Raw genomic sequence first — 23,208 nt, 5'->3', positions numbered from 1 at the left:
TCAGCTCCTTTAGATGACGTGTTCCTGGTACCTCGCCAGCGCCAGGTCGAAAACCTCCTGTCCCGGCGCGTCCCACAGCTTCTGGTTGAAGATCTCGACCTCGATCGGCCCGTCGTACCCGGCCGTGTCGCAGGCCTCGCGCAGCCGGCGCAGCTCGATCGCGCCGTCGCCCATCATGCCGCGCCCGAGCAGCGTGTCCTCCGGGAGCGGGACCACCCAGTCGCTCACCTGGTAGGACAGGATCCGCGCACCGGCGCGCTCGATCTGGCCGTACACGTCGGCGTCCCACCACAGGTGGTAGGCGTCGACGATCACGCCGACCTGCTCGACCGGGAACTGCTCGGCCAGGTCGAGTGCGCCGCCGAGCGACGACACCACGCATCGGTCCGAGCAGAACATCGGGTGCAACGGCTCGATCCCGAGTCGCACCCCCCGTTCGGCCGCGTACGGCGCCAGCTCGGCGAGCCCGTCCCGCACCATCGCGCGGGCGCCGTCGAGATCCCGCGAACCGGTCGGCAGGCCGCCGCTCACCAGTACGAGTACCGACGTACCGATGGTTGCGGCCTCGTCGATCGCGCGGCGGTTGTCCTCGATCTTCGCTGCTCGCTCGGCCGGGTCCGTCGCGGTGAAGAAGCCGCTGCGGCACAGCGACGACACCTTCAGGCCGGCGTCCGCGACCAGCCTGGCGGACCGCTCGACGCCGTACTCCTGGATCGGCTCCCGCCACAGGCCGATCCACTCCAGCTCGGCCTTCGCGCTGGCCGCGACGACATCCTCGAGCGGCCAGTACTTCGTGGTTGCCTGGTTCAAGCTGTACCGGTTCACGCTTCGATCCCACCCACGCTCAGGAGCTGCCGGAATCGCTCGACCGCCAGCTCGGGGTTCGTCAGTACGCCGGCCTTGTCGGCCAACCGGAACGTATCGGCCAGATGCGGCAGCGACCGTCCCGTCTGCAGCCCGCCGACCATCGTGAACCCGGGCTGGTGCCCGTTCAGCCAAGCCAGGAAGGCGATTCCGGTCTTGTAGTAGTAGGTCGGCGCCGAGAAGATCTGCCGCGCCAGCGGGACCGTCGGCGCGAACACCCGCTCGTAGGTGTCGAGATCGCCGTCGTCGAGCGCCTTCAGGGCCGCCGCCGCGGCCGGGGCGATCGCGGCGAAGATACCGAGCAGCGCGTCGCTGTGGGCGTCGCCGTCGCCCCGGATCAGTTCCGGGTAGTTGAAGTCGTCGCCGGTGTACAGCCGCACGCCCTCCGGCAGACGCTTGCGCAGCGCAACTTCCTTCGCCGCGTCGAGCAGCGAGATCTTGATCCCGTCGACCTTGTCGACGTTGTCGTTGATCAGACCAACGACCGTCTCCACGGCCGACTCGAACGATCCGCTGCCCCAGTAGCCTTCCAGAGCGGGGTCGAACATGGGGCCCAGCCAGTGCAGGACGACAGGCTTGGTGGACTGGGTGAGTAGACGGTCGTACACCTTGCGGTAGTCGTCAGGGGACTCGGCCGCCGCGCACAGCGCCCGACTCGCCATCAGAATCGGCTGCGCACCCGCGTCTTCCGCGACCGCCAGCTGCTCCTCGTACGCGGCAACAGCCGAGTCCAAGGTGTAGTTGCTGGTGGCAAGTTGATCGGTGCCGACTCCGACGGCGATCCGGCCGTCGGGTGCTTCAGCCGCCGAGCGCCTGATCAGTTCCTGCGTGGACTTCCAGTCCAGGCCCATCCCGCGCTGGGCCGTGTCCATCGCCTCCGCGACCGACAGCCCCAGCGACCACAGGTGCCGGCGGAACTCCAGCGTGTGCTCCCAGTCGATGACCGCGGGCGCGCCCGGCGAGTTGTCGCCGAGCGGATCCGCGACCACGTGCGCGGCCGCGAAGGCCAGCCGCGAGTTCGCCGGCGCATAGTTGCCCGACGCAACCGGCGTACCGGACAGCCGATAGTTCTCGAGCTGCCCGCCGCCGACCGGAAGTCTCAGGTCCATCAGTTGTCCTTCAGGCTCAGCTCGGGGACCTCGAGCTTGCGGCCCTCGTGCCAGGACTTCAGGCCGAGCTCGGCCAGCTGGACGCCCTTCGCCGCCTCGACGAAGTCCCAGGTGAACGGCGCGTCGTCGACGACGTGCCGCAGGAACATCTCCCACTGCACCTTGAACCCGTTGTCGAAGTCCTCGTTGTCCGGCACCGTCGCCCACTGGTCGCGGAACTTCTCGGTGACCGGCAGGTCCGGGTTCCACACCGGCTTCGGCGTCGCCGACCGGTGCTGCGCGTGGCAGTTCCGCAGGCCCGCGACCGCGGAGCCCTCGGTGCCGTCGACGTGGAACTCGACCAGCTCGTCGCGGAACACCCGCGTCGTCCACGACGAGTTCAGCTGCGCGACGATCCCGCCCTCCAGCTCGAACACGCCGTACGCCGCGTCGTCCGCGGTCGCGGTGTACTTGTCACCGTTCTCGTCGACCCGGGTCGGGATGTGCGTCGCGCCCTGGCAGTACACGGACTTGACCTCGCCGAACGTCTGGTCGAGCACGTACCGCCAGTGGCAGAACATGTCCAGGATGATGCCGCCGCCCTCTTCAGACTTGTAGTTCCACGACGGCCGCTGCGCCTCCTGCCAGTCGCCCTCGAAGACCCAGTAGCCGAACTCGCCGCGGACCGAGAGGATCCGGCCGAAGAACCCGCCGTCGATCAATCGTTTGAGCTTGCGCAGGCCAGGCAGCGAGAGCTTGTCCATCACGACGCCGTTCTTCACGCCGGAGCCGACGACCAGCTTGGCCAGGTCGACGGCGGCGTCCAGGTTCTCGGCGATCGGCTTCTCGCAGTAGATCGCCTTGCCGGCCTCGACCGCGGCGCGGACGCCCTTCTCCCGCAGCTGGGTGAGCTGCGAGTCGAAGTAGATCTCGACGTCGGGCTGGGCGAGCGCCTCGGCGAGGTCGGTGGTCCACCGCTCCAGGCCGTACCGCTCGGCGATCCGGCGCAGCTTGGCCTCGTTGCGGCCGACCAGGATCGGTTCCGGGATGATCATCGTGCCGTCAGCGGCGGGCAGTCCGCCCTGCTCCCGGATCGCCACGATGGAACGCTCGAGGTGCTGGCGCAGGCCCATCCGGCCGGTGACGCCGTTCATCACGATGCCGATGCGTCGCTCGTTCACAGTCTTGCCTCTCACGCTCGGGTCATGCTTGGGTGTCGTAGATGTCGAGGTGGCCGCACATGCCGTGGCGGCCGGCCTCGGTGGGTGTCGGAAGGTGGTGCAGCTCGGCGTCCTGCAGGTGCGGCGCGGTGCCGGCCTCCAGTGCGTCGAGGGCGGCGCCGGTCTGGTCCGCGAGTCGCCGGGCCCCTTGCTCCCAGCGTGCGCGCCAGTCGGCGAGTTGTGGCCGGACGATCCGGATCGCCGCTGCGAAGAAGTCATCCAGCGCCGACGGACCGTCGGCTTCGTACCGCTCCCGCAGTACGGCGTAGCCCTGCAGGGCAAGGTCGCGCCGGGCGATCGCGGACGCCGTCCGGTCCGGGCCTGTACCGGTGAGGGCGGTCGCCGTCAGGTACGTCGCTCGGTCGGCCAGGTGCTCCGGTGGCAGCGTCATCACCGCGTCGCCGGCCTCGGGGAGACCGGAGTTCGCCATCAGGGTGAGGATCTGCAGCTCGCCGTCGTTGACGAGCCGGTGGATCGTGCCGGGTTCGAACCAGACGACGGCGCCGGTCCGGAGCGCCGTCTCGGTGTAACCCTTCGTGGTCAGGGTCTGGACCGAGCCGGTCCCCGCGACCACGACGTACCCCTCGGAGCAGGCCAGGTGCACGTGGGGAGTACCGCCGGTGCGGCCGTCCGGAGCCTCGGCGTCGTACACCGTGAGCTTCGAGATGCCGATCCCGCCGGGCAGCGCCAGCGCGGCGCCGGACTCGAGCTCGCACATGTCGCCTCCCCTCGTTCGGGCTGGGAAAGGGCTTTCCAAGCCTGTGACGGGAAGCTTAGGTGCGGCATCACAACCAGTCAACCTGCAACGGAAAGCGATCTCCGCACGGTCTGGCCACCGTGGTACCGCGAGCGGGTGATGGCGCGCCGCGCCAAGCTCGCGCTGTTCTGGATCAAGCCGGCCGGACGCGCACCCCTGCGACGGCGGTCGCCCACTCGGCCCGGCGCCGAGCACGCTCGGTGTCGTCGAGGCTGGGATCGAAGCTGCGACTCGTCCGTTTCTGGGCCCAGCCGGTCGTTTCGCCAAGCGTCGTCCACGCCAGTTCGGCCGCGCCGAGCGCCGACACCTCGGCGACCTCAGCGGCCTGTACCGGCGCTCCGAGCAGATCCGCCTGCGTCTGCATCAGGAGCCCGGACACCGTCGCCCCGCCATCGGCGCGCAGACTGCCCAGTGATCCGGGGATCGTGTCGGCGATGTCGCAGATCTGATGCGCGACCGCGTCGACCGCAGCCCGTGCGATGTGCGCCCGGGTCGTCGAGCTGCTCATCCCGGTGAGCGCCGCCCGCGCCTCGCGATCCCAGTGCGGCGCGCCCAGCCCCGCGAACGCCGGCACGAGTACGACGCCGTCCGCCGACGGCACGCTCGCGGCCAGTTCGACCAAGGCGCCGACATCGGGCAGTCCGAGCATCGTCGCCGTCCACACCAGCGCCGCGCCCGACGAAACGATGTTCCCCTCGAGTGCGTAGACCGGCCGATCCGTCAACCAGGCAAGGGTGCAGCCGCTCGCGACGAACCCGTCCACCGGCGTCATCACCGACGACCCGGTCCCGTACGTCGCCTTCACCATCCCCGCCTGGGTACATCCTTGCCCGTACATCGCCGCATGCGAATCCGCGAGTACGGTGACGATCGGAAGCCCGTCGCGCAGCCCCGGAACGCCTTGTGTGACACCGAATCCGGCGTTGGAGGCACGCACGTCGGCCAAGGCGGACCGCGGTACGCCGAACGCGTCCAGCAGCTCGTCTGACCAGCCCAGCTCGACCGTGTCGTAGAGCAAGGTGCGAGAGGCGTTGCCCGCCTCGGTCAGGTGCTCACGGCAACCAGTCAGGCGATGGATCAGCCAGGCATCGACCGTCCCGACCAGTGCGTCGGAGGAGTGGTCCAGGAGCCAGCGCATCTTCGGCGCCGAGAACATCGCATCGACTCGCAGTCCGGTTCGGCGGCGTGCTAGGTCGTCGACACTCGGTGGGAGCTGGTCGCACCACTCGCTCGTCCGGACGTCCTGCCAGCCGAGCACCGGTCCGACCGGTTGACCGCTGCGGTCCCACCCGACGACGGACTCACGTTGCGTGGACAGCGCAATGCCCACGACATCGATGTCAGGGGCGCGGCAGGCCGAGATGGCCCGCAACACGCTCTGCCACAGATCTTCGGCGTCCTGTTCGACCCAGCCGGGCCGCGGTGTGGACAACCCGACCGGCGCCGAGCCGGTCGCCAGCACGCTCCCGTCGGCGCCCACCAGCACCGCCTTGGAGTTCGTCGTGCCTTGGTCGATCGCCAGTACCGCCTGGACCATTCGCCCTCCAAGTTTCAACCGAACTCTTGACGGGACTGTAGCGCCGTGGCGACACTCAGGGCGACAGGCTATGCACTACTGAATATCTATTCGTCCGAAGGACCGGAGGAGAGCCGCGTGAAGCCGAGCAGACGCCGGGTGATCATCAACACCGATGCCAAGAACGAGGCGGACGATCAGTTCGCGATCGTCCACGGGCTGTTGTCGCCGACCTTCGACGTCCGCGGCCTGATCCCCGCGCACTTCGGCACCCACCGGTCGAACCGGAGTATGGAGGAATCCCGCGAGGAGATCGATCTGCTCCTGGACCTGCTCGACCTGACCGGGAAGGTCACCGTCGCGAACGGCGCCGCCACCGGCATCCCGGACGAACAGACCCCGCTGGACTCACCCGGCGCGCGGCTGATCATCGACGAGTCGAAGCTGGCCGGCGATAACGACCCGCTGTTCGTGTCGTTCCTCGGCCCGCTCACCGACATGGCGTCGGCGCTCCTGCTGGACCCCGAGCTGGCGCACCGGAACGTGATTGTGGTCTGGATCGGCGGTCGCGGCTACAACGGCTACGCGGCCGACCACCGGATGGAGTTCAACCTGTCCAACGACGTCCACGCCGCCAATGTCGTGTTCGGCTCCGGGATCACCGTCTGGCAGGTCCCCAGTGACGTCTACACCAAGGTTTCGGTCAGTTACGCCGAGCTCGAGGAGAAGATCGGCGACGCCGGTCCGCTCGGCAAGTACCTGATCGAGCAGTTGATCGAGTGGAACGCGACGTACCACGGCGAGCCCATCGAGTCCCGCTCCCTCGGGGACTCGCCGGCCATCTCCTTGATGCTCTACCCGCACAGCGGCAACTTCCGGACCCGTCCGGCGCCGCGTTTCGGTGTCGACGGGTGGTACCTGCCCGGCACCGACAACCCCATCCAGGTCTGCGAGCAGGTCGACGTGCGCTTCCTGCTGGAGGACATGTTCGCCAAGATCCGCCGCTTCGCCCGCCAAAGGAGCAACACATGAGTTCGTTCAGCCGCCGGGGATTCCTCGGCCTCACGTCCGCCGCCGCGCTCGGCGCCGGTCTGTCCGCCTGCACCGGCGGTGGTACTTCGACCGGCGGGGGAGCCACTCAGGCGGCATCGAACAATCTGCGCCTGTTCACCTACGAGGACGACTCGACGATCGGCCTGCTGAAGGCGCAGGTGAAGAAGTTCGACGAGGCCAACGGTACGACGACCACGGTCGACAGCCTGCCCGGTTCGGGGGCCGCCGTGTACCCGGACAAGCTGCGCACCGAGCTGCTCGGTGGCAAGGGCCCGGACGTCTGGCGGATCTGGGGCGGGCAGATCGGCAGCCCGTTCGCGAAGGCGAAGCAGGCGCTCGACCTCTCGCCGTACTACTCCAAGTACGGCTGGGAGTCGAAGCTCAACACCACGGCGATCGCCGGGATGACGTTCGACGACGTGAAGTCCGGCGTACCGTTCGTGCAGCTCGGGTTGGGGGCCTGGTACAACAAGTCGCTGTTCGCCAAGGCGGGGGTCAGCGCGCCGCCCACGACGTACGCCGAGCTCGAGGCCGTGAACGACAAACTGGTGGCTGTCGGTGTCACGCCGTGTGGACTCGGAGGCAAGTACGGCTGGGACATCATGCGGCTGTTCGAGTACCTGCTCGAGCACACCGCCGGGCCGGACCTGCACGACAAGCTGCTGACCGGTGACGAGAGCTGGGACCGGCCCGAGGTGGTCGAGGCGTTCACGCTGTTCAAGAAATGGCAGGACAAGAAGTGGCTGCCGCAGGGTGCTCTCGGTCTGGACCCGTCCGACGTCGAGCCGTGGTACGTGCAGGGCAAGACGGCGTACACGATCGCCGGGCAGTGGACCGAGGCCGGCGCGATCCTGTCGGCGAAGAAGAGCCCGTCCGGCTTCGGGAACTTCGAGCTGCCGACCGACAAGTCCCCCGCGCGGCACTCGGGCTTCGTCGAGGGGTACATGATCAACGCCAAGACCGGGAACGCCGACAAGGCGGCCGCGCTGATCGACTTCATCGTCCAGCCCGCGAGTCAGAAGGCGATGAACATCACCGCCTCGACCGTGAAGGGCGCCGAGCCGGACCCGAAGGCGCTGCCGCTGTCGGCGGAGTGGTCGCAGAAGTACGGCAGCAACCCGTTCTACACGATCCAGGACCAGGCGTTCCCGAAGAAGCAGGCCGACCAGTACTTCAGCGTGCAGAGCGACCTGCTGCAGAGCAAGGTCGCCCCAGACGCGGCGGCGAAGAAGATGCAGGAGATCGTCTCCGCCTGGGCGAAGAGCTGAGCGCATGGCCACGACAGTCGCAGTAGCCAAGCCGAAACGTGGAGGCCGTTGGTCCCCCTGGTTGTTCGCCATCCCCGCACTGGCGGTGTACGTCGCGTTCCTGGTGTACCCGGCGTTGTCGTCACTGTGGTTCAGCCTGACCAACTGGGACGGCCTGAGCGCGACGTACAAGTTCGTCGGGCTGGACAACTACTTCAAGCTGCCCAGTGACCCGGTCGTGGTGACCGCGGTCCGGAACAACCTGATCTGGACCGTGGTGACGATCGCCGTCCCGACCGTGATCGGTCTGCTGCTGGCGATCGCGCTGAACGGCAAGGTGCACGGCAAACCGATCCTCCGGCTGGTCTTCTACACGCCCGCGGTGCTGCCGCTGGTGTCCATCGCGAGTATCTGGGGCTGGCTCTACAACCCGCAGTACGGCGCGATCAACTCGTTCCTGCGGATGATCGGGCTCGACGGGCTGGCGCAGGCGTGGCTCGGGCAGGACTCGACCGCGTTGTGGGCCGTGATGGTGCCGGCGATCTGGTTGCGGACCGGCTTCCCGATGCTGCTGTACCTGGCCGCGCTGCAGGGCATCCCTCGGGAGCTCTACGAAGCCGCGACGGTCGACGGCGCGACCAAGTGGCAGCAGTTCTGGCACGTGACGATGCCGAGCCTGCGGCCCGCGCACTACATCGTGCTCGCGCTGTCCCTGATCGACTCGTTCAAGGTCTTCGACATGATCTACGCGATGACGTACGGCGGCCCCGGTACGTCGACGCAGGTGATGGGGACATGGATGTACTTCAACGTCTTCCAGTACTACCAGGCCGGCTACGGCACCGCGATCGCCGTCGTGATCACGCTGGTGGCCATCGCCGTCGGCATCCCGTACGTCCGCTCCCAGACGAGGGAGGCGTCATGACCCTCACAGCCCAAGCCCCGGTCGAGCTGCCTGTGGAAACCATCAACTCCACCAGTTCTGGGCCCAAAGGACGTCGAGGCCTGGTAACAACACTCGTTCTGGCCGTCATAGCCCTCTTCTGGATCTCACCTCTTGCCCTCCTGGTGATCACTGCCGTCCGTCCGCTCGCCGACTTCATCGGGAACGGCCCGTTGTCCTGGCCCGCTCAGCTGACCTGGTCGAACTTCAAGGACGCGTGGGACATCGGCAACTTCGCCACGACGTACAAGAACAGTGCCGTGCTGGCGATCATCAAGGTGCCGCTCGGCGTCCTGGTCTCGGCGATGCTCGGGTTCGCGCTGGCCAAGCTGCGGATGAAGTTCCGCCGGACGGTGATGTTCTCGGTGTTCCTCGGGCTGACGATCCCGATCTACATCACGATCGTCCCGGTCTTCATCATGATGCGCTCGGCCGGTGCGACCGACAGCATCTTCGGGTTGATCGGGCCGTACCTGGCGTTCGGCATCCCGTTCGAGGTGCTGGTGCTGCAGTCGTTCTTCCGGCAGATCCCGGACGAGATCATCGAGGCGGCCAAGGTGGACGGCGCCGGCGACTGGCGGGTGTTCTTCATGATCATCCTGCCGCTGTCCGTGCCCGCCCTGGTCACGGTGGCGATCCTGGACGCGGTCGCGACCTGGAACGAGTTCCTGTTCGCGCTGATCCTGCTGAACTCCGACGCGCACAAGACGATCCCGGTGGGACTGCTGAACTTCCAGGGCCAGTTCGCGAACAACAACACCGGCCTCGCGGCGGGCATCCTGATCGCGGTGGTGCCGATCCTCATTGCCTACACCCTGCTTCAGCGCTGGATTGTCGGTGGCCTGACCGCCGGCTCTCTCAAGGGCTGACCTCACCGCCCCACACCAAGGAGATAGGAAACCATGACTGACCTACCGGTCTTCGGCGCAGGCATCTGGCACTTCGCCACCTACAAGGACCGCTATGCGACCGACGGGTACGGCGAACCCGTCGGCCTGCTCGAGCAGATCGACCGCGCCGGTGCGGTCGGCGACCTCTCGGTGGTCGACCTGAACTGGCCGTTCGCCGGGTACGACGGGACGCTCGACGAGGTGAAGGCCGCGCTGCAGCGGAACAACCTCAAGGCGATCGCGATCACGCCGGAGATCTACACCCGCGACTTCGTCAAGGGGTCGCTCACCAACCCGAACCCGGCGAAACGCAAGCAGGCCCTCGAACTGTTGCACCAGGCAACCGAGCTCGCCAAGGACCTGGGCTGTTCGTACGTGAAGCTGTGGCCGGGGCAGGACGGCTGGGACTACCCGTTCCAGGTGAACTACCACGACATCTGGAACCTGGCGCTGGACGGGTTGAAGGAGCTGGTGTCCGCGCACCCGGACATCAACTTCGTGATCGAGTACAAGCCGCGCGAGCCGCGGGTGAAGATCATCTTCCCGAACGTCGCCCGGACGCTGCTCGGGATCGAGAAGATCGGGCTGCCGAACCTGGGCATCCTGCTCGACTTCGGCCACTCGCTGTACGGCCAGGAGACGCCGGCCGACGCGGCGCAGCTGGCGATCGACTACGGCCGGCTGTTCGCGATCGACGTGAACGACAACCTGCGTGGCTGGGATGACGACATGGTGGTCGGCTCGGTGCACCTGGTGGAGACGTTCGAGTTCTTCCACACACTGCGGAAGAACAACTGGGAGGGCGTCTGGCAGCTCGACCAGTTCCCGTTCCGCGAGGACAGCGTGCAGGCCGCGAAGCAGGCGATCACCTTCCTGAAGGCGGTCTACCACGCGCTCGACGTACTGGACGAAGAGGCCCTGGCCGCGGCACAGGCGTCGCACGACGCGCTGGCCGCCCAGAAGCTGGTCCAGAAAGTCCTGCTGAGCTCGATGGCAGAGATCGCATGACGCTGACCATTGATCATGCGACGATGCCGGTGCTCGGCCGGCTGCCCGTGCATGCGGGACGATCCGAGCAGATCGCGCACATCGCCGAGGCCGCCAAGCAGATCCGGATCCAGGACCTCAAGCTGGTGCACCACGCCGGCGCCGGGCACATCGGTGGCGACTTCTCCGCGATCGACATCCTGGCGACCTTGTACGGCGCGGTGCTCGACATCACGCCGGAGACGGTGAACGACCCCGAGCGGGACCGGTTCATCCTGAGTAAGGGGCACGTCGCCGGAGCGCTGTACACGACGCTGGCCGCGTTCGGGTTCCTGCCGGTCGAGGAGCTCGCCACGTTCCTCAAACCGCTGTCCGCGCTGAACGGGCACCCGAACCGGAACAAGGTGGCCGGCGTCGAGGCCAACACCGGCCCGCTCGGTCACGGGCTGCCGGTCGCGGTCGGGCACGCCCTGTCGGCCAAGCTCGACGTCTCGCTGCGCCGCACGTACGTGCTGGTCGGGGACGGCGAGCTGCAGGAGGGGTCGAACTGGGAGGCGATGATGGCTGCCTCGCAGTACCAGCTGGACCGGCTGACCGTAATCGTCGACCGGAACCGGCTGCAGCAGGGTGCGACCACCAAGGAGACCAACGATCTCGACCCGCTGCCGGAGAAGGCGGCGGCGTTCGGGTTCGCGGTGGTCGAGGTGAACGGTCACGACCACGGCGAGCTGCTCGACGTGCTGTCCGCCGTACCGTTCCGGCCCGGGAAGCCGACGTTCGTGATCGCGCACACGCACAAGGGCCACCCGATCTCGTTCATGAGCAACAACGTCGCGTGGCACCACCGGGTGCCGGACGCGTCCGAGTACCAGCAGGCCCTGAAGGAGTTGGCATGACAGTGGTGGAGACCCGCTCGATCGCGGACCAGCCGCGGTACGACTGCCGGGACGCGTACGTCGAGACGCTCGCGCAGCTCGCCGAGGCCGATCACCGGATCGTTGGTGTCGTCAACGACTCGGTCGGGTCGAGCAAGCTGAACAGCTTCCGCAAGGCGTTCCCGGACCGGCTGATCAACGTCGGGATCGCCGAGCAGGACATGGTCGGCGTCGCGTCCGGGCTGGCGAACGGCGGCCGGATCCCGTTCGTGTCTGCGGCGTCCTGCTTCCTCACCGGGCGCGCGCTCGAGCAGATCAAGGCCGACGTCGCGTACTCGAACACCAACGTGAAGCTCTGCGGCATGAGCCCCGGTGTCGCGTACGGCGAACTCGGGCCGACGCACCACTCGATCGAGGACGTCGCCTGGCTGCGGGCGATCGCGGGGATCCGGATCATCGTGCCGGCCGACCCGATCGAGACCGCGGCGGCGCTGCGCTGGGCGGCCGCGACGGAGGGGCCGGTGTTCATCCGGGTCAGCCGGATGAGCGTGCCGAAGGTGTATCCGGAGGACTACGAGTTCCAGCTGGGCAAGGCGGTCACGGTCCGCGAGGGCAACGACGTGACCGTGATCAGCAACGGGACCGTGCTGTGGCGCGCGCTCGCCGCCGCCGAACGGCTCGCCGAGGAAGGGATCTCGGCGCGCGTGCTGTCGATGCCGACGGTGCAGCCGCTCGACACCGACGCCGTGGTCGCGGCCGCGCGGGAGACGGCCGGCATCGTGACCGCGGAGGAGGCCGTGCGGGGCGGTGGTCTCGGCGGGGCGGTCGCCGAGACCGTCGTACAGCAGCATCCGGCGCGGGTGTCGATCCTCGGGTTCGGCGAGTTCGCGCCCACGGGGTCGGCCGGCTACCTGCTGGACCGCTACGGCCTGTCCCCCGAGGGCATCGCCGACGCGGCCCGCAAGCTGGTCACGTCAGGTAGCTGACGAGATCCGCGATCGAGATCATCGCGAAGCCATGAGCGTCGGCGAACGCGCGCAGGTCGCTTCCGGTCATCAGCGTGCCGTCGTCGTTCATGAGCTCGCCGATCACGCCGACCGGCGGCAATCCGGCCAGCCGGACGAGTTCGACAGTGGCCTCGGTGTGACCGGGCCGCTGCCGGACTCCGCCGTCGACGGCGCGCAGCGGCAGGATGTGACCGGGCCGGATCAGGTCCGTGGGGCGGGCCGAAGGATCGGCCAGCACCCGGACGGTCCGCGCCCGGTCCGCTGCGGAGATCCCGGTCCCGACGCCGGTCGCCGCGTCCACCGACACGGTGTACGCCGTCCGCAGGCTGTCCTGGTTGTCGGGGACCATCAGCGGCAGCCGCAGCTGGTCCAGGACCTCCGGTGCGGCGGGCGCGCAGACGTAGCCGCTGGTGTGGCGGACGAGCAGCGCCATCAGTTCCGGTGTGGCGAGGCTCGCGGCGAAGGTCAGGTCGCCTTCGTTCTCCCGGTCCTCGTCGTCGACGACCACGACCGGGCGTCCGGCGGCGAGCTCGGCGACGGCGTGTTCGATGGTGTCCAGGCTGGTGATGGTGTTCACGATCGTTGTCCTCTCGGCTGTGAAATCACCAGCACTCCGGGGCAACGACAAGCCTCACGTCCCCCGTCAGGGAACGTGCGGCTGCCACGTGCGTCTTCCCATCCGGACTTTCACCGTCGGTCCCGGAGTTCCACCAGGTCAACCGCTTCTTCTTGCGAAGTCACGGGTCGCGGACTGTCACCGCCGGCTCGGAATTTCACCGACCCCAGAGCACGTGTGTTCTTCTCGTCCTCAGCTTAACGGCAACCAGCACCCCGGGAGTGTCATGTCCATCTCATCCGTCTGGCGGGAGATCGAGCTGCCCGCCACCACCGAGTGGGCCGAGTTCGCGCACGAGACCGGCGTCGTCCTGCGGCGGCCGACCTTCCTCGACGGCGACGCGGGCCGGAAGGTCCGCTTCGCCCCGCCGCTTCCTGGTCTGTGGACGTGGTCGGGCGGTGAGTTCGAGGTTTCGGTCGCCGAGGACGAAAGCAACCCGTTCTACGCGCACGGGTTCTGGAAGATGTCGCCGGGCTGCCGCAGCCTCGTGCACGCGGACGGCACGCCCGCGGTGCTGGTGGCCGACACCGCCTGGGCGCTGCCCTGGCGTGCCACCCCCGACCAAGTGCGTGAGTACGCCGCCGACAGACAGGCGAAGGGGTTCAACGCCGTCCTGCTGATGTCGGTCCAGCCGGACATGCGCGCCGTCGGCCCCCGCGACCGGACGCAGGACGAAGGCTTCGGCGTGGGCTTCGAGGACCTCGCCGACGGGCACCTGCTGCAGCCGAACACCGAGTACTTCCAGTACCTCGACGTACTGCTCCGGATCCTCGTCGACCACGGCATCGTCCCGGTCCTCCAGCCGGTCTTCCACGGCTTCGGCTGGAAGGGCCTCGACGTCGCCGGCACGGTAGTCCCACCCGAGGAGTACGCCGCCTACTGCCGCTATCTCGTCGCGCGGTACGGCGCTCAGCCGGCGATCTACCTGGTCGGAGCGGATGGCGCGGGCACCGAGCCGCAGATCGCAGCGGGCGGCGCAGAGGTCCAGGCCGTGGACTGCTACGAGCAACCGACAGGCATCCACTACCGGCCGCACATCCGGCCGGCGGCGCATCAGGACGCCGACTGGCTGGACTTCCAGTGGTGCCAGACCGGACACACCGGCGAGCACGTGCCCGAGCGGGTCGCGGACATGTGGCGCAACCAGCCCGTGAAGGCAGTCGCGAACGGCGAACCGACGTACGAGCACACCGGCCGGACCGGGGTCGCGGAGGGCTGGTGGCAGGGGCACGAGGCGTGGAGCAACCTGTGCGCGGGCGGCACGATGGGCGTCGTCTACGGGGCGGGCAGCCTGTGGCAGTGGCGCCTGCACCCCGAGGAGCCGGGCCACTCGGAGTTCTTCCTCGCCCCGGGCGCGGGCTGGCGCGAGGCGGTCGGCTTCGAGGGATCGGCGTACGTCGGACTGCTCGGGAAGATCCTCGCCGGCCTGCCGACGACGGACATGGTCCCGGACTGGACCCGGGTGATCTCCGGCCGGGCGCTGCGCGGAGCGAACGGGATGCTGATCGTGTACCGCGACACCGGCGGGCCCGTGATGGTGTTCGACGACAGCGTCCCGCTGGGCTACACGATCGTCGACCCACGGGACGGTTCGGTGGTCGCGAGCGGCGTACGGGACACGCCGGGAAGTCCGCTGCCTGACGCGGGTGGCGCGCCGCGGGTCTACATCTGCCTATAGTCCAGTCTGATCGTTCTCGTGAAGGGGGAGCCGGTGAACAGCAACCGCGCGGTGCGCCAGCCCGGGCTGGACGAGCTGCGGCTGCTCGCGAAGGTGGCCCGGATGTACCACGAGAAGGGCATCCGGCAGCCGCAGATCGCCGCCGAGCTGAACCTGTCCCAGGCGCGGGTGTCCCGGATGCTCAAGCAGGCCGTCGAGGTCGGCATCGTGCACACCGTGGTGACCATGCCGAGCGGCGTGCACAGCGACCTCGAGGACGAACTGCAGGGCAAGTACGGGCTGCGCGACGCAGTGGTCGTCGACACCGCCGGGATCGGCGACGAGGTGCTGCCCGCGCTCGGTTCGGGCGCGGCGGCGTACCTGGACATGACGCTCACCGGCGGGCACGTAGTCGGGATCTCGTCCTGGAGCGAAACGCTGATCAGCGCCGTCGACCGGATGCCGCGCAAGAGCGTGCCGGTGGTCGACAAGGTGGTCCAGATCGTCGGCGGTCTGGGCGACGCCGCGGTGCAGATGCAGGCCACCCGGCTGACCGCGCGGTTCGCCGAGCTGACCGGCGGGATGCCGGTCTACCTGCCCGCGCCCGGCCTGGTCGGGACGCCGGGCGTCCGGCGGGCGATGATGAACGATGTGTCCGTTCGGGACGTTCTGGGCACCTGGGGACAACTCACCGACGCCCTGGTCGGGATCGGCAGCCTGGAGCCTTCACCGCTGCTGCAGCGCAGTGGCAACGCGGTCGCGGAGGCGGACCAGGACGAACTGCGCCGACTCGGTGCCGTCGGGGACGTGTGTTTCCGGTTCTTCGACGAAGAGGGAAAGCTAGTGCGCTCGACGTTCGACCAGCGGGTCATCGGGGTGACCGCGAAGGAGTTGCTGGCGGTACCGCGGCGGATCGGGGTGGCGGGTGGCGACCGCAAGCACTCGGCGATCCGCGCTGCCCTGCTCGGTGGCTGGGTGAACATCCTGATCACCGACCTGGCCATGGCACACCGGTTGCTCGAAGAGTAGATGGAACCTGAAGAGCAGCGGGAGGTCTACGCCACCATCGACCTGGCCTTGCGGGTCGGTGAGGTGCTGCTGTCGAGCGGCGCCGGTACGGCGGACGCGACCGCGACGATCCTCGGTGTCACCGCGGCCGGCGGACTGCGCGGCTGCGAGGTCGACATCACGTTCACCTCGATGGCCGTCTCGTACCAGGAGGCGCCCGACGTCGCCCCCGAGACACACATCCGCCTGGTCCGGTACCGCTCGCAGGACTTCTCCCGGCTGACCGACGTCGACCGGCTGGTACGCCGGTTCGCCCGCGGTGACGTGACGCGCGAGGAGGCTTCCCGCGAGCTGGCCCGGCTGACGTCCGCGGGTCCGCCGTACCCGCGGTGGAGTGCGGTGCTCGCGTGGGGCGTGATGGCCGGTGGCGCGACGCTGCTGCTCGGTGGCGGCTGGCTGATCACGGCGGTGGCGATCCTCACCGCGGTCGTGATCGACCTGAACAACCGCTGGTTCAACCGGCAGCGACTGCCCGCGTTCTACCAGCAGGTCGCGGGCGCCTTCGTGGCGACCGCCGTCGCGCTCGTCCTGTACGCCGTGCACGCGCCGGTGAAACCGTCCCTCGTCGTTGCCGCCGGCATCATCATGTTGCTGGCCGGGATCGCCCTCACCGGTGCCGTCCAGGACGCCATCACCGGGTACTACGTGACCGCCGCGGCCCGAAGTCTCGAGGCCATGCTGCTCACCGGCGGCATCATCGCCGGTGTCTCGCTGGGCCTCGCGCTCGGGCTGAAGTTCGGTATGAACGTCGGAATCGAGCCCCAGACGATCCAGCTGGCGAACCTGCCGATCATGGTGATCTCCGGCTCGGTGATGGCCGTCGCGTTCGCCTACGCGTCGTACGCACCGCTGCGCGCTTTGTTGCCGGTCGCCCTGATGGGTGCACTGGCTTCGCTGGTCTTCACGTTGATGACCAGGGCCTCGTTCGGTCCGGCCTGGTCCACTGCCGCCGCTGCCTTCGTCGTAGGGTTAGGCGGCTACTCCAGCGGCCGGCGGACCGGCGTACCGCCTCTGGTCGTGGTTGTCGCGGGCTCGATCCCGCTGCTGCCGGGGCTGACGATCTACAAGGGCCTCTACGAGCTGATGGCCGTCGGCCAGTTGATCGGCATCGTCAGCCTCACGACCGCGGTCGCGATCGGCGTCGCCCTCGCCTCGGGCCTGATCCTCGGCGAGTACGTTGCCCAGCCCATCCGCCGCGAGGCGCGTCGTCTCGAGGACCGCCTGGCCGGTCCCCGCCTCGTCGGCCCTCGCCGCCCGGTACGGCGCCGTACTGCACGAACCACCCGCCGCCGGCGCCGCGCGAGCTAACGCCGCTCGACCCGCCAGATCTGCGGCTGGAGGTCGTTGCAGGTCCAGACCTGGACGTTGGCGCCCGGGGCGGTCGAGCCGCCGGCGACGTCCAGGCAGAGGTTGCTGTTCTGGCCGACGAACTTGAAGTACCCGCGGCCGACGTTCACCGCCTTCCAGCGCTGCCAGCCGCCGTCCTGGCAGGTCCATTGCTGAACGTTCGCACCGGGGGTGGACGAGTTGCTCGCGACTTCCATGCAGAGCTGGCTGTTCTGACCACGGAACCGGAAGAATCCGTTGCCCTCGGACGTCAGCTGGAAGTTCTGCGGACCGAGGTTGTTGCAGGTCCACTGCTGGATGTTCCCGCCCGGCTCCCGGGAGTCCGCGGAGACGTCGAGGCAGTTCGCGCTCTGCGCACTGACCAGCCGGTACGTCGCATCGGTCAGACCGCCCGCGTCCTGGGTGCCGATCGTGGACCCGGTGGCGAAGTACGTCTTGCAGACCGTGCCGTCGTAGTCGGAGGCGAGTTCCAGGACGCTGGTGCCATCGGGTGAGACGAGCATCGGCGAACTGTAGTTCGGGCAGTAGTTGTTGTAGGGGTTGGTGACCGCGACCGGCGCGGGCAGCTCGTACCAGTTGCCGTTGCCGCCCTCGGTGTTGGTGAGGATGGTGCGGCCGTTGTCGGCGGCGACGGATCCGTCGGCGTTCTGCAGGATCTGGCCGATCAGCAGCAGCTTGCCGTTCGGCGCCAGGGCGATCGTCGGGGCATGGGTGAAGTACTTGCCGTCGACCGTCTGCGCGCGGAAGCCGAGATCGGACGGCGAACCCCAGTTCCAGCCGTCGGTCGATTGGCGGGTGTGCGCCGCGCAGTCGTACTGCCCACCGAGACCGCAGATCTCGTACGACATCACGTACGTCCCGCTCGGCAATCGCCGTACGACGGGCATGCCGGGACGGTGCCCGAACGTCGGACTGGACACGGTGGGCGACGGGTCGGTCCAGGTGACACCGTCGGTACTGCGCACTTCCATCAGCTTCTGGCTGTGGGCCGAGTCGGTCTCGTCGGAGTAGTGGCAGACGAGATGGCCGTCGGCCGACACGGAGAACTCAGGCTCCCAGAGTCCCTTGGTGGTGGTTGTGGTCGCGCAGCTGGAGAGGTAGCTCCAGGTGCGGCCGACGTCGTTGCTCTTCCAGATCCGGAGCGACATCGGGCGCGCGTCGGCGCCGACCGATGCGGCCCACAGGAGCGTGCCGGCCGGTAGGGCGCCGACTGTTTGAGGGAGTTCGAAGAGGGTCGCGCAGCACAGGCCCTTGCCCGCTGAGGCTTGTGGGTCGGCGACAGTTCCGATCTGGGTGAAGCTGGTGCCGTTGGTGGTGCTCTCGTAGATCGCGCCGAGACCGTTGTTGCCGCTGAACGTCACGACGCTCGCGAGTACCCGCCCGTTCGCCGTACCGCTGTGCTCGAGGCGGATCGCGCGCGGGTAGAGGCCGGTCTCGTCGCGGAGCAGTTGGCCGGTGGCCGCTTGGGCTGTGGTTGGAGCTGTCAGGGCGCTGACGATGATCAGCAGGGCCAGCAGTAGTCGCTTCATCGGACCTCCTCCAGCACCACGTCATCGAGTTGCAGCCAGACATCCTGACCGTGCCCGAAGAAGCCTGCGTACACCTGGACCAGCGATTCCTTGCCGGAGTCGAAGTCGACGCTGACCTTCGTGTACTGCGGATGGGCGCCGCCGGTCTGCTGCGCAATCGTTTGTCCACGCAGTGTTCGGACCCCGAGCATCGTCTCGGAGTCGTTGTCAGTGGTCCGGATCCAGGCGGACAGCCGATAACGGTGATTGGGGCGCACTGCCACGGTCTGCTGGAGCTGGTGGGTGCCGATCGAGTCCCGGACGAATGCGTTGTTCGTTCCGCTGTGGCCGAGGTTCGTGCGGTCGATGCCGCCGGTGCCACTCAGTTGCCAGGGCGCGGACGGCGTACCGCTGGTCTGGGCCTCGAAGCCGGGATCGGTGATCAGGTTGGCCGGCTGGGCGTCGTCGGTGAGCTTGGTGTGCATCAGGAACACGTTGTACGGATCCCACTGCGCCATCGTGAAGTAGAGGTCCGATCCCGACGACCACGGGTGCATGAAGGATCCGTAGAGGCCCGGATAATCGGTGCCCTTGACAACGATCTGCTCGCCGCTCCAGGGGCCGGTCAGGTCCTCGGCCGAGCGCAGGACGAGCGCGGCGCGGTGCTCGTCGAGGTACATCATCAGCCACTTGCCGGTGTAGGCGTTCCACTGCACCGAGACCTCGCCGACCGGGCCGACCGCGATCGGTACCGCGGCCGCCTCCTGCGGCGACCAGGTGCGACCGTCCCAGTACCGCCAGGCCTTCTTCTGCAGCACCTGCCGTTCCGGGACCCTGGCGAGATACGCGCTGCCGAACCGGCCGTTCGGCGTACCGACCATGTAGACGTAGCCCTTGTCCTTGGCCAGCGCCGTCATCTGGAAGTTGTCGTCCCAGGCCTTGGTGTTCTGCCAGCGGGCCTCTGGGTCCTTGGTCCAGGTCTCGCCGTTGTCGTCGGAGTAGGCGAAGCCGGAGTAGTTCGTGAACCAACTGCCGGCCGGGCCCCAGTAGTTGACCGACATGTACTGCACATACTGCCGGTGGCCGACGGAGATTCCGGCGGTCGGGATCACGGTGTGCTCGTCGCGGTCGACCTTCTTGCAGGGCAGGAACTCCTTGGCGTGACCGGGCTTGTCCTCGGCCGCCGAGTCGAGCGTCATACCGTCGGCCAGCGCGCGGTCCTTGCTGCGGAACAGCAGGTTGCAGCGCCAGTCGATGGTCGCTTGGTCGCCGGCGCCGCCGCCCGGCCCGGTCCAGCCGCTCCCGTAGCTGTCGCCGAACGCGGTGAGGATCTCGCCGGACCCGTTGTCCCAGAGAATGCCGAGGTCGGTCGCCTTCAGTGCGAACCGGGCCTCGGTGTCGTTGATCGACTGCGGGCCGGTGAGTTTCGCGACGCGTTGCACCGGCGAGGGAGTGGGCGCTGCCTGGGCGGGAGTTGACCGGTCGGCGGGCACCACGGCCGCTGTGATCAGGGCAGGCAGGACTAGCAACCATCGTTTCCGCATCAGGGTCTCCTAGGGCGGTGGTCAGAGAGCCGGTCGAGAAATCGATTGCTCGCCACCGTAACCGCGGCTGTCGGCAGGGTCAACGGGTGGCGTGTGGTTTACTGCCGGGTGGTGCGATTCCACGGTGTGACGGTGGGAAGCGAACTGCTTCCGGGCCCGTCGGCTCTGCCGGAAGGCGGAGTGACCCGGTGCTACCGGGGCCATGCGGTGATACCCCGCTTCAGCTCGGACTCCGGTGCCCCGTCGGGCACCCGGGCGGTCCCTGGCCATGATCGAGTGGCGGAGAGCGAAGCATGTTCACAGGACGAATCGAGCACGTAGGCACCGTCGCCGAGGTCGCCGGCGACCTGCTCCGGGTGACGTCGGAGGTGCCGGTCGCGCCCGGTGGCGCGGTGTGCCTGGACGGGATCAGGTTCACTGCCGAGCCCGGTGACCCCGGCGAGATCCGGGTCGTGGTCACCGACGAGACCCGACGGCGTACGACGCTGGATCGGGTCGCCGGCGGGATGGCGGTGCATGTCGAACTGCCGGTGGCGATCGGCGACCGGATCGACGGGCATCTGATCCAGGGCCATGTCGAGGGTGTCGGCAAGGTGTTGCGAGTCGACGTTGAGCCCGGCGGGCATCGGGTCTGGATCAAGCCGCCGGAGCGGTTGCTGGCGCGGTTGGTGGCCAAGACCTCGGTTGCTGTCGACGGGGTGAGCATCACTGTCGCGGAGGTGTTGAAGGATCGGTTCACCGTGGTGCTGGTGCCGAACACGTTGTCCAAGACGAAGCTCGGTGGGCTCGTTGCCGGCGACCGGGTGAATCTCGAGAGCGACCTGTTGGTTCGGATGGCGCGGGACGGGCAGGGGGCCGAGCTGATGCGCGCGGTGGCGCAGTTGCCGTGGGCGGGGCAGTTGAGCGGGCAGGCCGGCGTACAGAAGGTGGTCGCGCAGATCGCGGCCGGTGGTGGGGTCGTCGTGTGGGATCCGACGGCTGAGGGCGAGGGGGATGTCGTGTTCGCCGGTGAGCGTTTCCGGCCGGAGGCGATGCGTTTCCTGCTCACCCAGGTTTGCGGTCACACCACGGTTCCGTGCGATGCCGACGTACTCCGGCGGTTGGCGATCGGCCCGATCCCGGGCGGCGGGGACCGTCAAGGCACCGCCATGCATGTTCCTGTCGACCTGGCGGCTTCTGGGGGGACTGGGGTGTCTGCGATTGAGCGGGCTGCGACCGTTCGGCGGTTGGCTTCGCCTGAGGCGGTGGCTGGTGACTTCTTGCGGCCTGGGCATGTGTTTCCGCTGGCGGCTCGGCCTGGGTTGCTGGCGGAGCGGCAAGGTCACACCGAGGCGACCGTTGCTTTGTGTAAGGCGGCCGGACTCGCTCCGGTGGGCGTCTGCTGCGAGGTGATGCGTGCCGACGGGGTGATGGCTGGCGCTGCCGACCTGGAACAGTTCGCCCTCCGCTGGGAGCTGCCGATGATCGACATCCACGACCTGGAGCGGTCGCTGTGAACGGCGCGGAGCTGTACGACGACCCTGCTTTCCTGCGCGGCTACCGCGAACTGCGCCGAACAAGCCAAGGCATCAACGACGCTTTGGAAATTCCCGCAATGAACGCGGCCTTACGCCAACTCTCAGTCGCGGGGGCCGCGGCCGCCGCGGACGGTGCGCTCGGTGCGGGCGACGTTCCAGCGTTGGCTGGGGTTCGGGTGGTGGATTTGGGGTGTGGGGAAGGGGGGTTGGGGGTTCGGCTTGTGGAGGCGGGGGTTGGTGAGGTGCTGGGGGTTGATGGGTCGGAGCAGATGTTGGCGGCGGCGGCTCGGCATCCTCGGGTGCGGTATCAGCGGGCCGATCTCGCCACGTTCGACCTCCCGCCGGCTTCCGTGGACCTCGTGGTCAGCAGCATGGCGCTGCACTACGTCGAGGATTTCGACGGCCTGGTCGCCCGCGCGGCCCGCTGGCTCCGCGGCTCGCCTGGGCGTGCCTCGAGTGGGCCTGGTTCGAGTGGGCGCGGCTCGAGTCGGCGTGGTTCGTGTGGCCGTGGTTCGAGTTGGCCAGGCGCGTTCGTGTTCACGATCGAACATCCGGTGATGACGGCTCCGCGAGTGGGCGCCGACTGTGTGGTTGACGACTACGCCGACGAGGGCCGCCGCGAGCGGACCTGGTTCGTGGACGGCGTCGTGAAGTACCACCGCACCATCGGCTCGATCGTCGCCACCCTCCGCCGGCACGGCTTCCACCTCGACCTGATCGACGAACCCGTCCCCACCCCGGCCCAGGTCGCCGCCCACCCGCACCTCGCCATCCACCGCCGCCGCCCACCGATCCTGCTCGTCTCGGCCCGCGCTTGACAGAAATTTAGCCACCTGAGTAACCCTTCACCGCGTGGCCGGCAATGCGGCGCACATCCCCGCGGCGAGGATCGTGGTGCGCCCGGACGGGTATGTGCAGTGGGCAACGGACGAAGTACCGCCGATTTCTGGTGTTTGCGACCTCCGGGTGACCGCGGCGGGCACGAGCCGCTAGAGTTACCGACTGGAAACATCGGCGGATCGCCGGGGTGGCCCGGCGGGCACCGTGCCGACGAGGAGGATCGACGTGGCACTGGGTAGGACGTCCCCACGGGACCTGCCGCTGTTCGCGGATCTGTCCGGACGAGACATCCGGGACATCTTCCGCGCCGGCGAGGAAGTCTCGGTACCGGCCGGGTGGTCGCTGATTCTGGAGCAGACCCCACCGGACGCGGCGTACCTGATCCTCAGCGGTACGGCGGCGGTTCGCGAGAAGGGCCAGGAGATCGCCGAGCTCGGACCCGGTGACATCGCCGGTGAGGTCGCGGTCCGGAAGAACACGTTGCGGACGGCAACCGTGACGGCGAAGTCTCGGCTGCAGCTGCTGCACTTCACCCGGGAGAAGTTCGACGACCTGACGCGTCGGCTGCCCGCGTTCCGGGACGCGATCGACGCCACCATCGCCGAGCGTCGTGGGACGTCCTGACCCTGCGGTCCGCGGACGACGGCGCAGGCGGCTGGGGGAC

General features: G+C 68.3%; 21 protein-coding genes and 1 riboswitch. Of the genes, 13 read left to right on the top strand and 8 right to left on the bottom strand.

Annotated elements, in window-relative coordinates:
- Positions 1–9: 9 nt before the first annotated feature.
- The 5 genes from AC0662_RS20660 to AC0662_RS20640 form a co-directional block, all read right to left on the bottom strand.
- Entirely contained in the window at positions 10–825 is an 816-nt protein-coding gene (locus AC0662_RS20660) for a sugar phosphate isomerase/epimerase family protein (RefSeq protein WP_452197637.1), read from the bottom strand.
- Positions 822–1,973, bottom strand: coding sequence for a dihydrodipicolinate synthase family protein (locus AC0662_RS20655; protein ID WP_478302477.1), 1,152 nt, complete (start codon positions 1,971–1,973; stop codon positions 822–824). Before AC0662_RS20655 ends, AC0662_RS20660 begins: the two co-directional genes overlap by 4 nt.
- Positions 1,973–3,148 (bottom strand): Gfo/Idh/MocA family protein, encoded by a 1,176-nt coding sequence (locus AC0662_RS20650; protein ID WP_478302475.1) that lies wholly within the window; start codon positions 3,146–3,148, stop codon positions 1,973–1,975. Before AC0662_RS20650 ends, AC0662_RS20655 begins: the two co-directional genes overlap by 1 nt.
- Positions 3,149–3,155: 7 nt before the next feature.
- The gene (locus tag AC0662_RS20645) at positions 3,156–3,890 is read right to left on the bottom strand and encodes a cupin domain-containing protein (protein WP_478302473.1); all 735 of its coding nucleotides are present in this window, start codon (positions 3,888–3,890) and stop codon (positions 3,156–3,158) included.
- A gap of 172 nt (positions 3,891–4,062) precedes the next feature.
- Positions 4,063–5,466 carry an FGGY family carbohydrate kinase gene (locus AC0662_RS20640; RefSeq protein WP_478302471.1) on the bottom strand — a complete coding sequence of 468 codons (1,404 nt, stop codon included), beginning with the start codon at positions 5,464–5,466 and terminating at the stop codon, positions 4,063–4,065.
- A gap of 117 nt (positions 5,467–5,583) precedes the next feature.
- Between AC0662_RS20640 and AC0662_RS20635 the strand changes: the two genes are divergently transcribed.
- The 7 genes from AC0662_RS20635 to AC0662_RS20605 are packed head-to-tail and all read left to right on the top strand — an operon-like array spanning position 5,584 to position 12,426.
- Positions 5,584–6,477, top strand: coding sequence for a nucleoside hydrolase (locus AC0662_RS20635; RefSeq protein ID WP_478302469.1), 894 nt, complete (start codon positions 5,584–5,586; stop codon positions 6,475–6,477).
- A complete protein-coding gene (locus AC0662_RS20630; RefSeq protein WP_478302467.1) occupies positions 6,474–7,766 on the top strand; it encodes an ABC transporter substrate-binding protein in 1,293 nt (430 codons plus the stop codon). Before AC0662_RS20635 ends, AC0662_RS20630 begins: the two co-directional genes overlap by 4 nt.
- Positions 7,767–7,770: 4 nt before the next feature.
- Positions 7,771–8,670: a carbohydrate ABC transporter permease gene (locus AC0662_RS20625; RefSeq protein ID WP_452197651.1), complete on the top strand. Its 900-nt coding sequence runs from the start codon at positions 7,771–7,773 to the stop codon at positions 8,668–8,670.
- Positions 8,667–9,557, top strand: a complete 891-nt coding sequence (locus AC0662_RS20620; RefSeq protein WP_478302465.1) for a carbohydrate ABC transporter permease — start codon at positions 8,667–8,669, stop codon at positions 9,555–9,557. The genes AC0662_RS20625 and AC0662_RS20620 overlap by 4 nt, the downstream gene beginning before the upstream one ends.
- Positions 9,558–9,590: 33 nt before the next feature.
- Complete coding sequence (locus AC0662_RS20615) at positions 9,591–10,586, top strand: sugar phosphate isomerase/epimerase family protein (protein WP_478302463.1); 996 nt, start codon at positions 9,591–9,593, stop codon at positions 10,584–10,586.
- The gene (locus tag AC0662_RS20610) at positions 10,583–11,461 is read left to right on the top strand and encodes a transketolase (RefSeq protein WP_452197657.1); all 879 of its coding nucleotides are present in this window, start codon (positions 10,583–10,585) and stop codon (positions 11,459–11,461) included. Before AC0662_RS20615 ends, AC0662_RS20610 begins: the two co-directional genes overlap by 4 nt.
- Positions 11,458–12,426: a transketolase family protein gene (locus tag AC0662_RS20605; RefSeq protein ID WP_452197659.1), complete on the top strand. Its 969-nt coding sequence runs from the start codon at positions 11,458–11,460 to the stop codon at positions 12,424–12,426. Before AC0662_RS20610 ends, AC0662_RS20605 begins: the two co-directional genes overlap by 4 nt.
- Here AC0662_RS20605 and ribB read toward each other — a convergent pair.
- The gene (gene ribB, locus AC0662_RS20600; protein ID WP_452197660.1) at positions 12,410–13,024 is read right to left on the bottom strand and encodes a 3,4-dihydroxy-2-butanone-4-phosphate synthase; all 615 of its coding nucleotides are present in this window, start codon (positions 13,022–13,024) and stop codon (positions 12,410–12,412) included. The genes AC0662_RS20605 and ribB overlap by 17 nt on opposite strands.
- A gap of 84 nt (positions 13,025–13,108) precedes the next feature.
- Positions 13,109–13,242: riboswitch (FMN riboswitch) on the bottom strand.
- A gap of 47 nt (positions 13,243–13,289) precedes the next feature.
- On the opposite strand from ribB, the gene AC0662_RS20595 reads away from it, so the two are divergent.
- From AC0662_RS20595 to AC0662_RS20585, 3 genes are read left to right on the top strand one after another with little or no spacing between them, the layout of a single operon-like run.
- Positions 13,290–14,741 carry an apiosidase-like domain-containing protein gene (locus tag AC0662_RS20595; protein WP_478302460.1) on the top strand — a complete coding sequence of 484 codons (1,452 nt, stop codon included), beginning with the start codon at positions 13,290–13,292 and terminating at the stop codon, positions 14,739–14,741.
- 33 nt (positions 14,742–14,774) lie between these two features.
- Complete coding sequence (locus AC0662_RS20590) at positions 14,775–15,749, top strand: sugar-binding transcriptional regulator (RefSeq protein WP_452197664.1); 975 nt, start codon at positions 14,775–14,777, stop codon at positions 15,747–15,749.
- Entirely contained in the window at positions 15,750–17,096 is a 1,347-nt protein-coding gene (locus AC0662_RS20585; RefSeq protein ID WP_478302458.1) for a threonine/serine exporter family protein, read from the top strand.
- Here AC0662_RS20585 and AC0662_RS20580 read toward each other — a convergent pair.
- Both AC0662_RS20580 and AC0662_RS20575 read right to left on the bottom strand, forming a co-directional pair.
- A complete protein-coding gene (locus AC0662_RS20580) occupies positions 17,093–18,664 on the bottom strand; it encodes an RICIN domain-containing protein (protein WP_478302456.1) in 1,572 nt (523 codons plus the stop codon). The two genes, AC0662_RS20585 and AC0662_RS20580, sit on opposite strands and share 4 nt — an antisense overlap.
- Positions 18,661–20,187, bottom strand: coding sequence for a DUF4185 domain-containing protein (locus AC0662_RS20575; RefSeq protein WP_478302454.1), 1,527 nt, complete (start codon positions 20,185–20,187; stop codon positions 18,661–18,663). The genes AC0662_RS20580 and AC0662_RS20575 overlap by 4 nt, the downstream gene beginning before the upstream one ends.
- 293 nt (positions 20,188–20,480) lie before the next feature.
- Between AC0662_RS20575 and AC0662_RS20570 the strand changes: the two genes are divergently transcribed.
- The 3 genes from AC0662_RS20570 to AC0662_RS20560 all read left to right on the top strand — a co-directional run bounded on the left by AC0662_RS20570 (position 20,481) and on the right by AC0662_RS20560 (position 23,168).
- Entirely contained in the window at positions 20,481–21,683 is a 1,203-nt protein-coding gene (locus AC0662_RS20570) for a 3,4-dihydroxy-2-butanone-4-phosphate synthase (protein ID WP_452197671.1), read from the top strand.
- 98 nt (positions 21,684–21,781) lie between these two features.
- On the top strand, positions 21,782–22,522 hold the full coding sequence (locus AC0662_RS20565) for a class I SAM-dependent methyltransferase (protein WP_452197835.1): 741 nt from the start codon (positions 21,782–21,784) through the stop codon (positions 22,520–22,522).
- A gap of 247 nt (positions 22,523–22,769) precedes the next feature.
- Positions 22,770–23,168, top strand: coding sequence for a cyclic nucleotide-binding domain-containing protein (locus tag AC0662_RS20560; RefSeq protein ID WP_452197673.1), 399 nt, complete (start codon positions 22,770–22,772; stop codon positions 23,166–23,168).
- Positions 23,169–23,208 lie beyond the last annotated feature (40 nt).

The organism is Kribbella sp. NPDC043289 (assembly GCF_056436705.1).
This window is presented reverse-complemented; position numbering and strand designations above follow the sequence as displayed.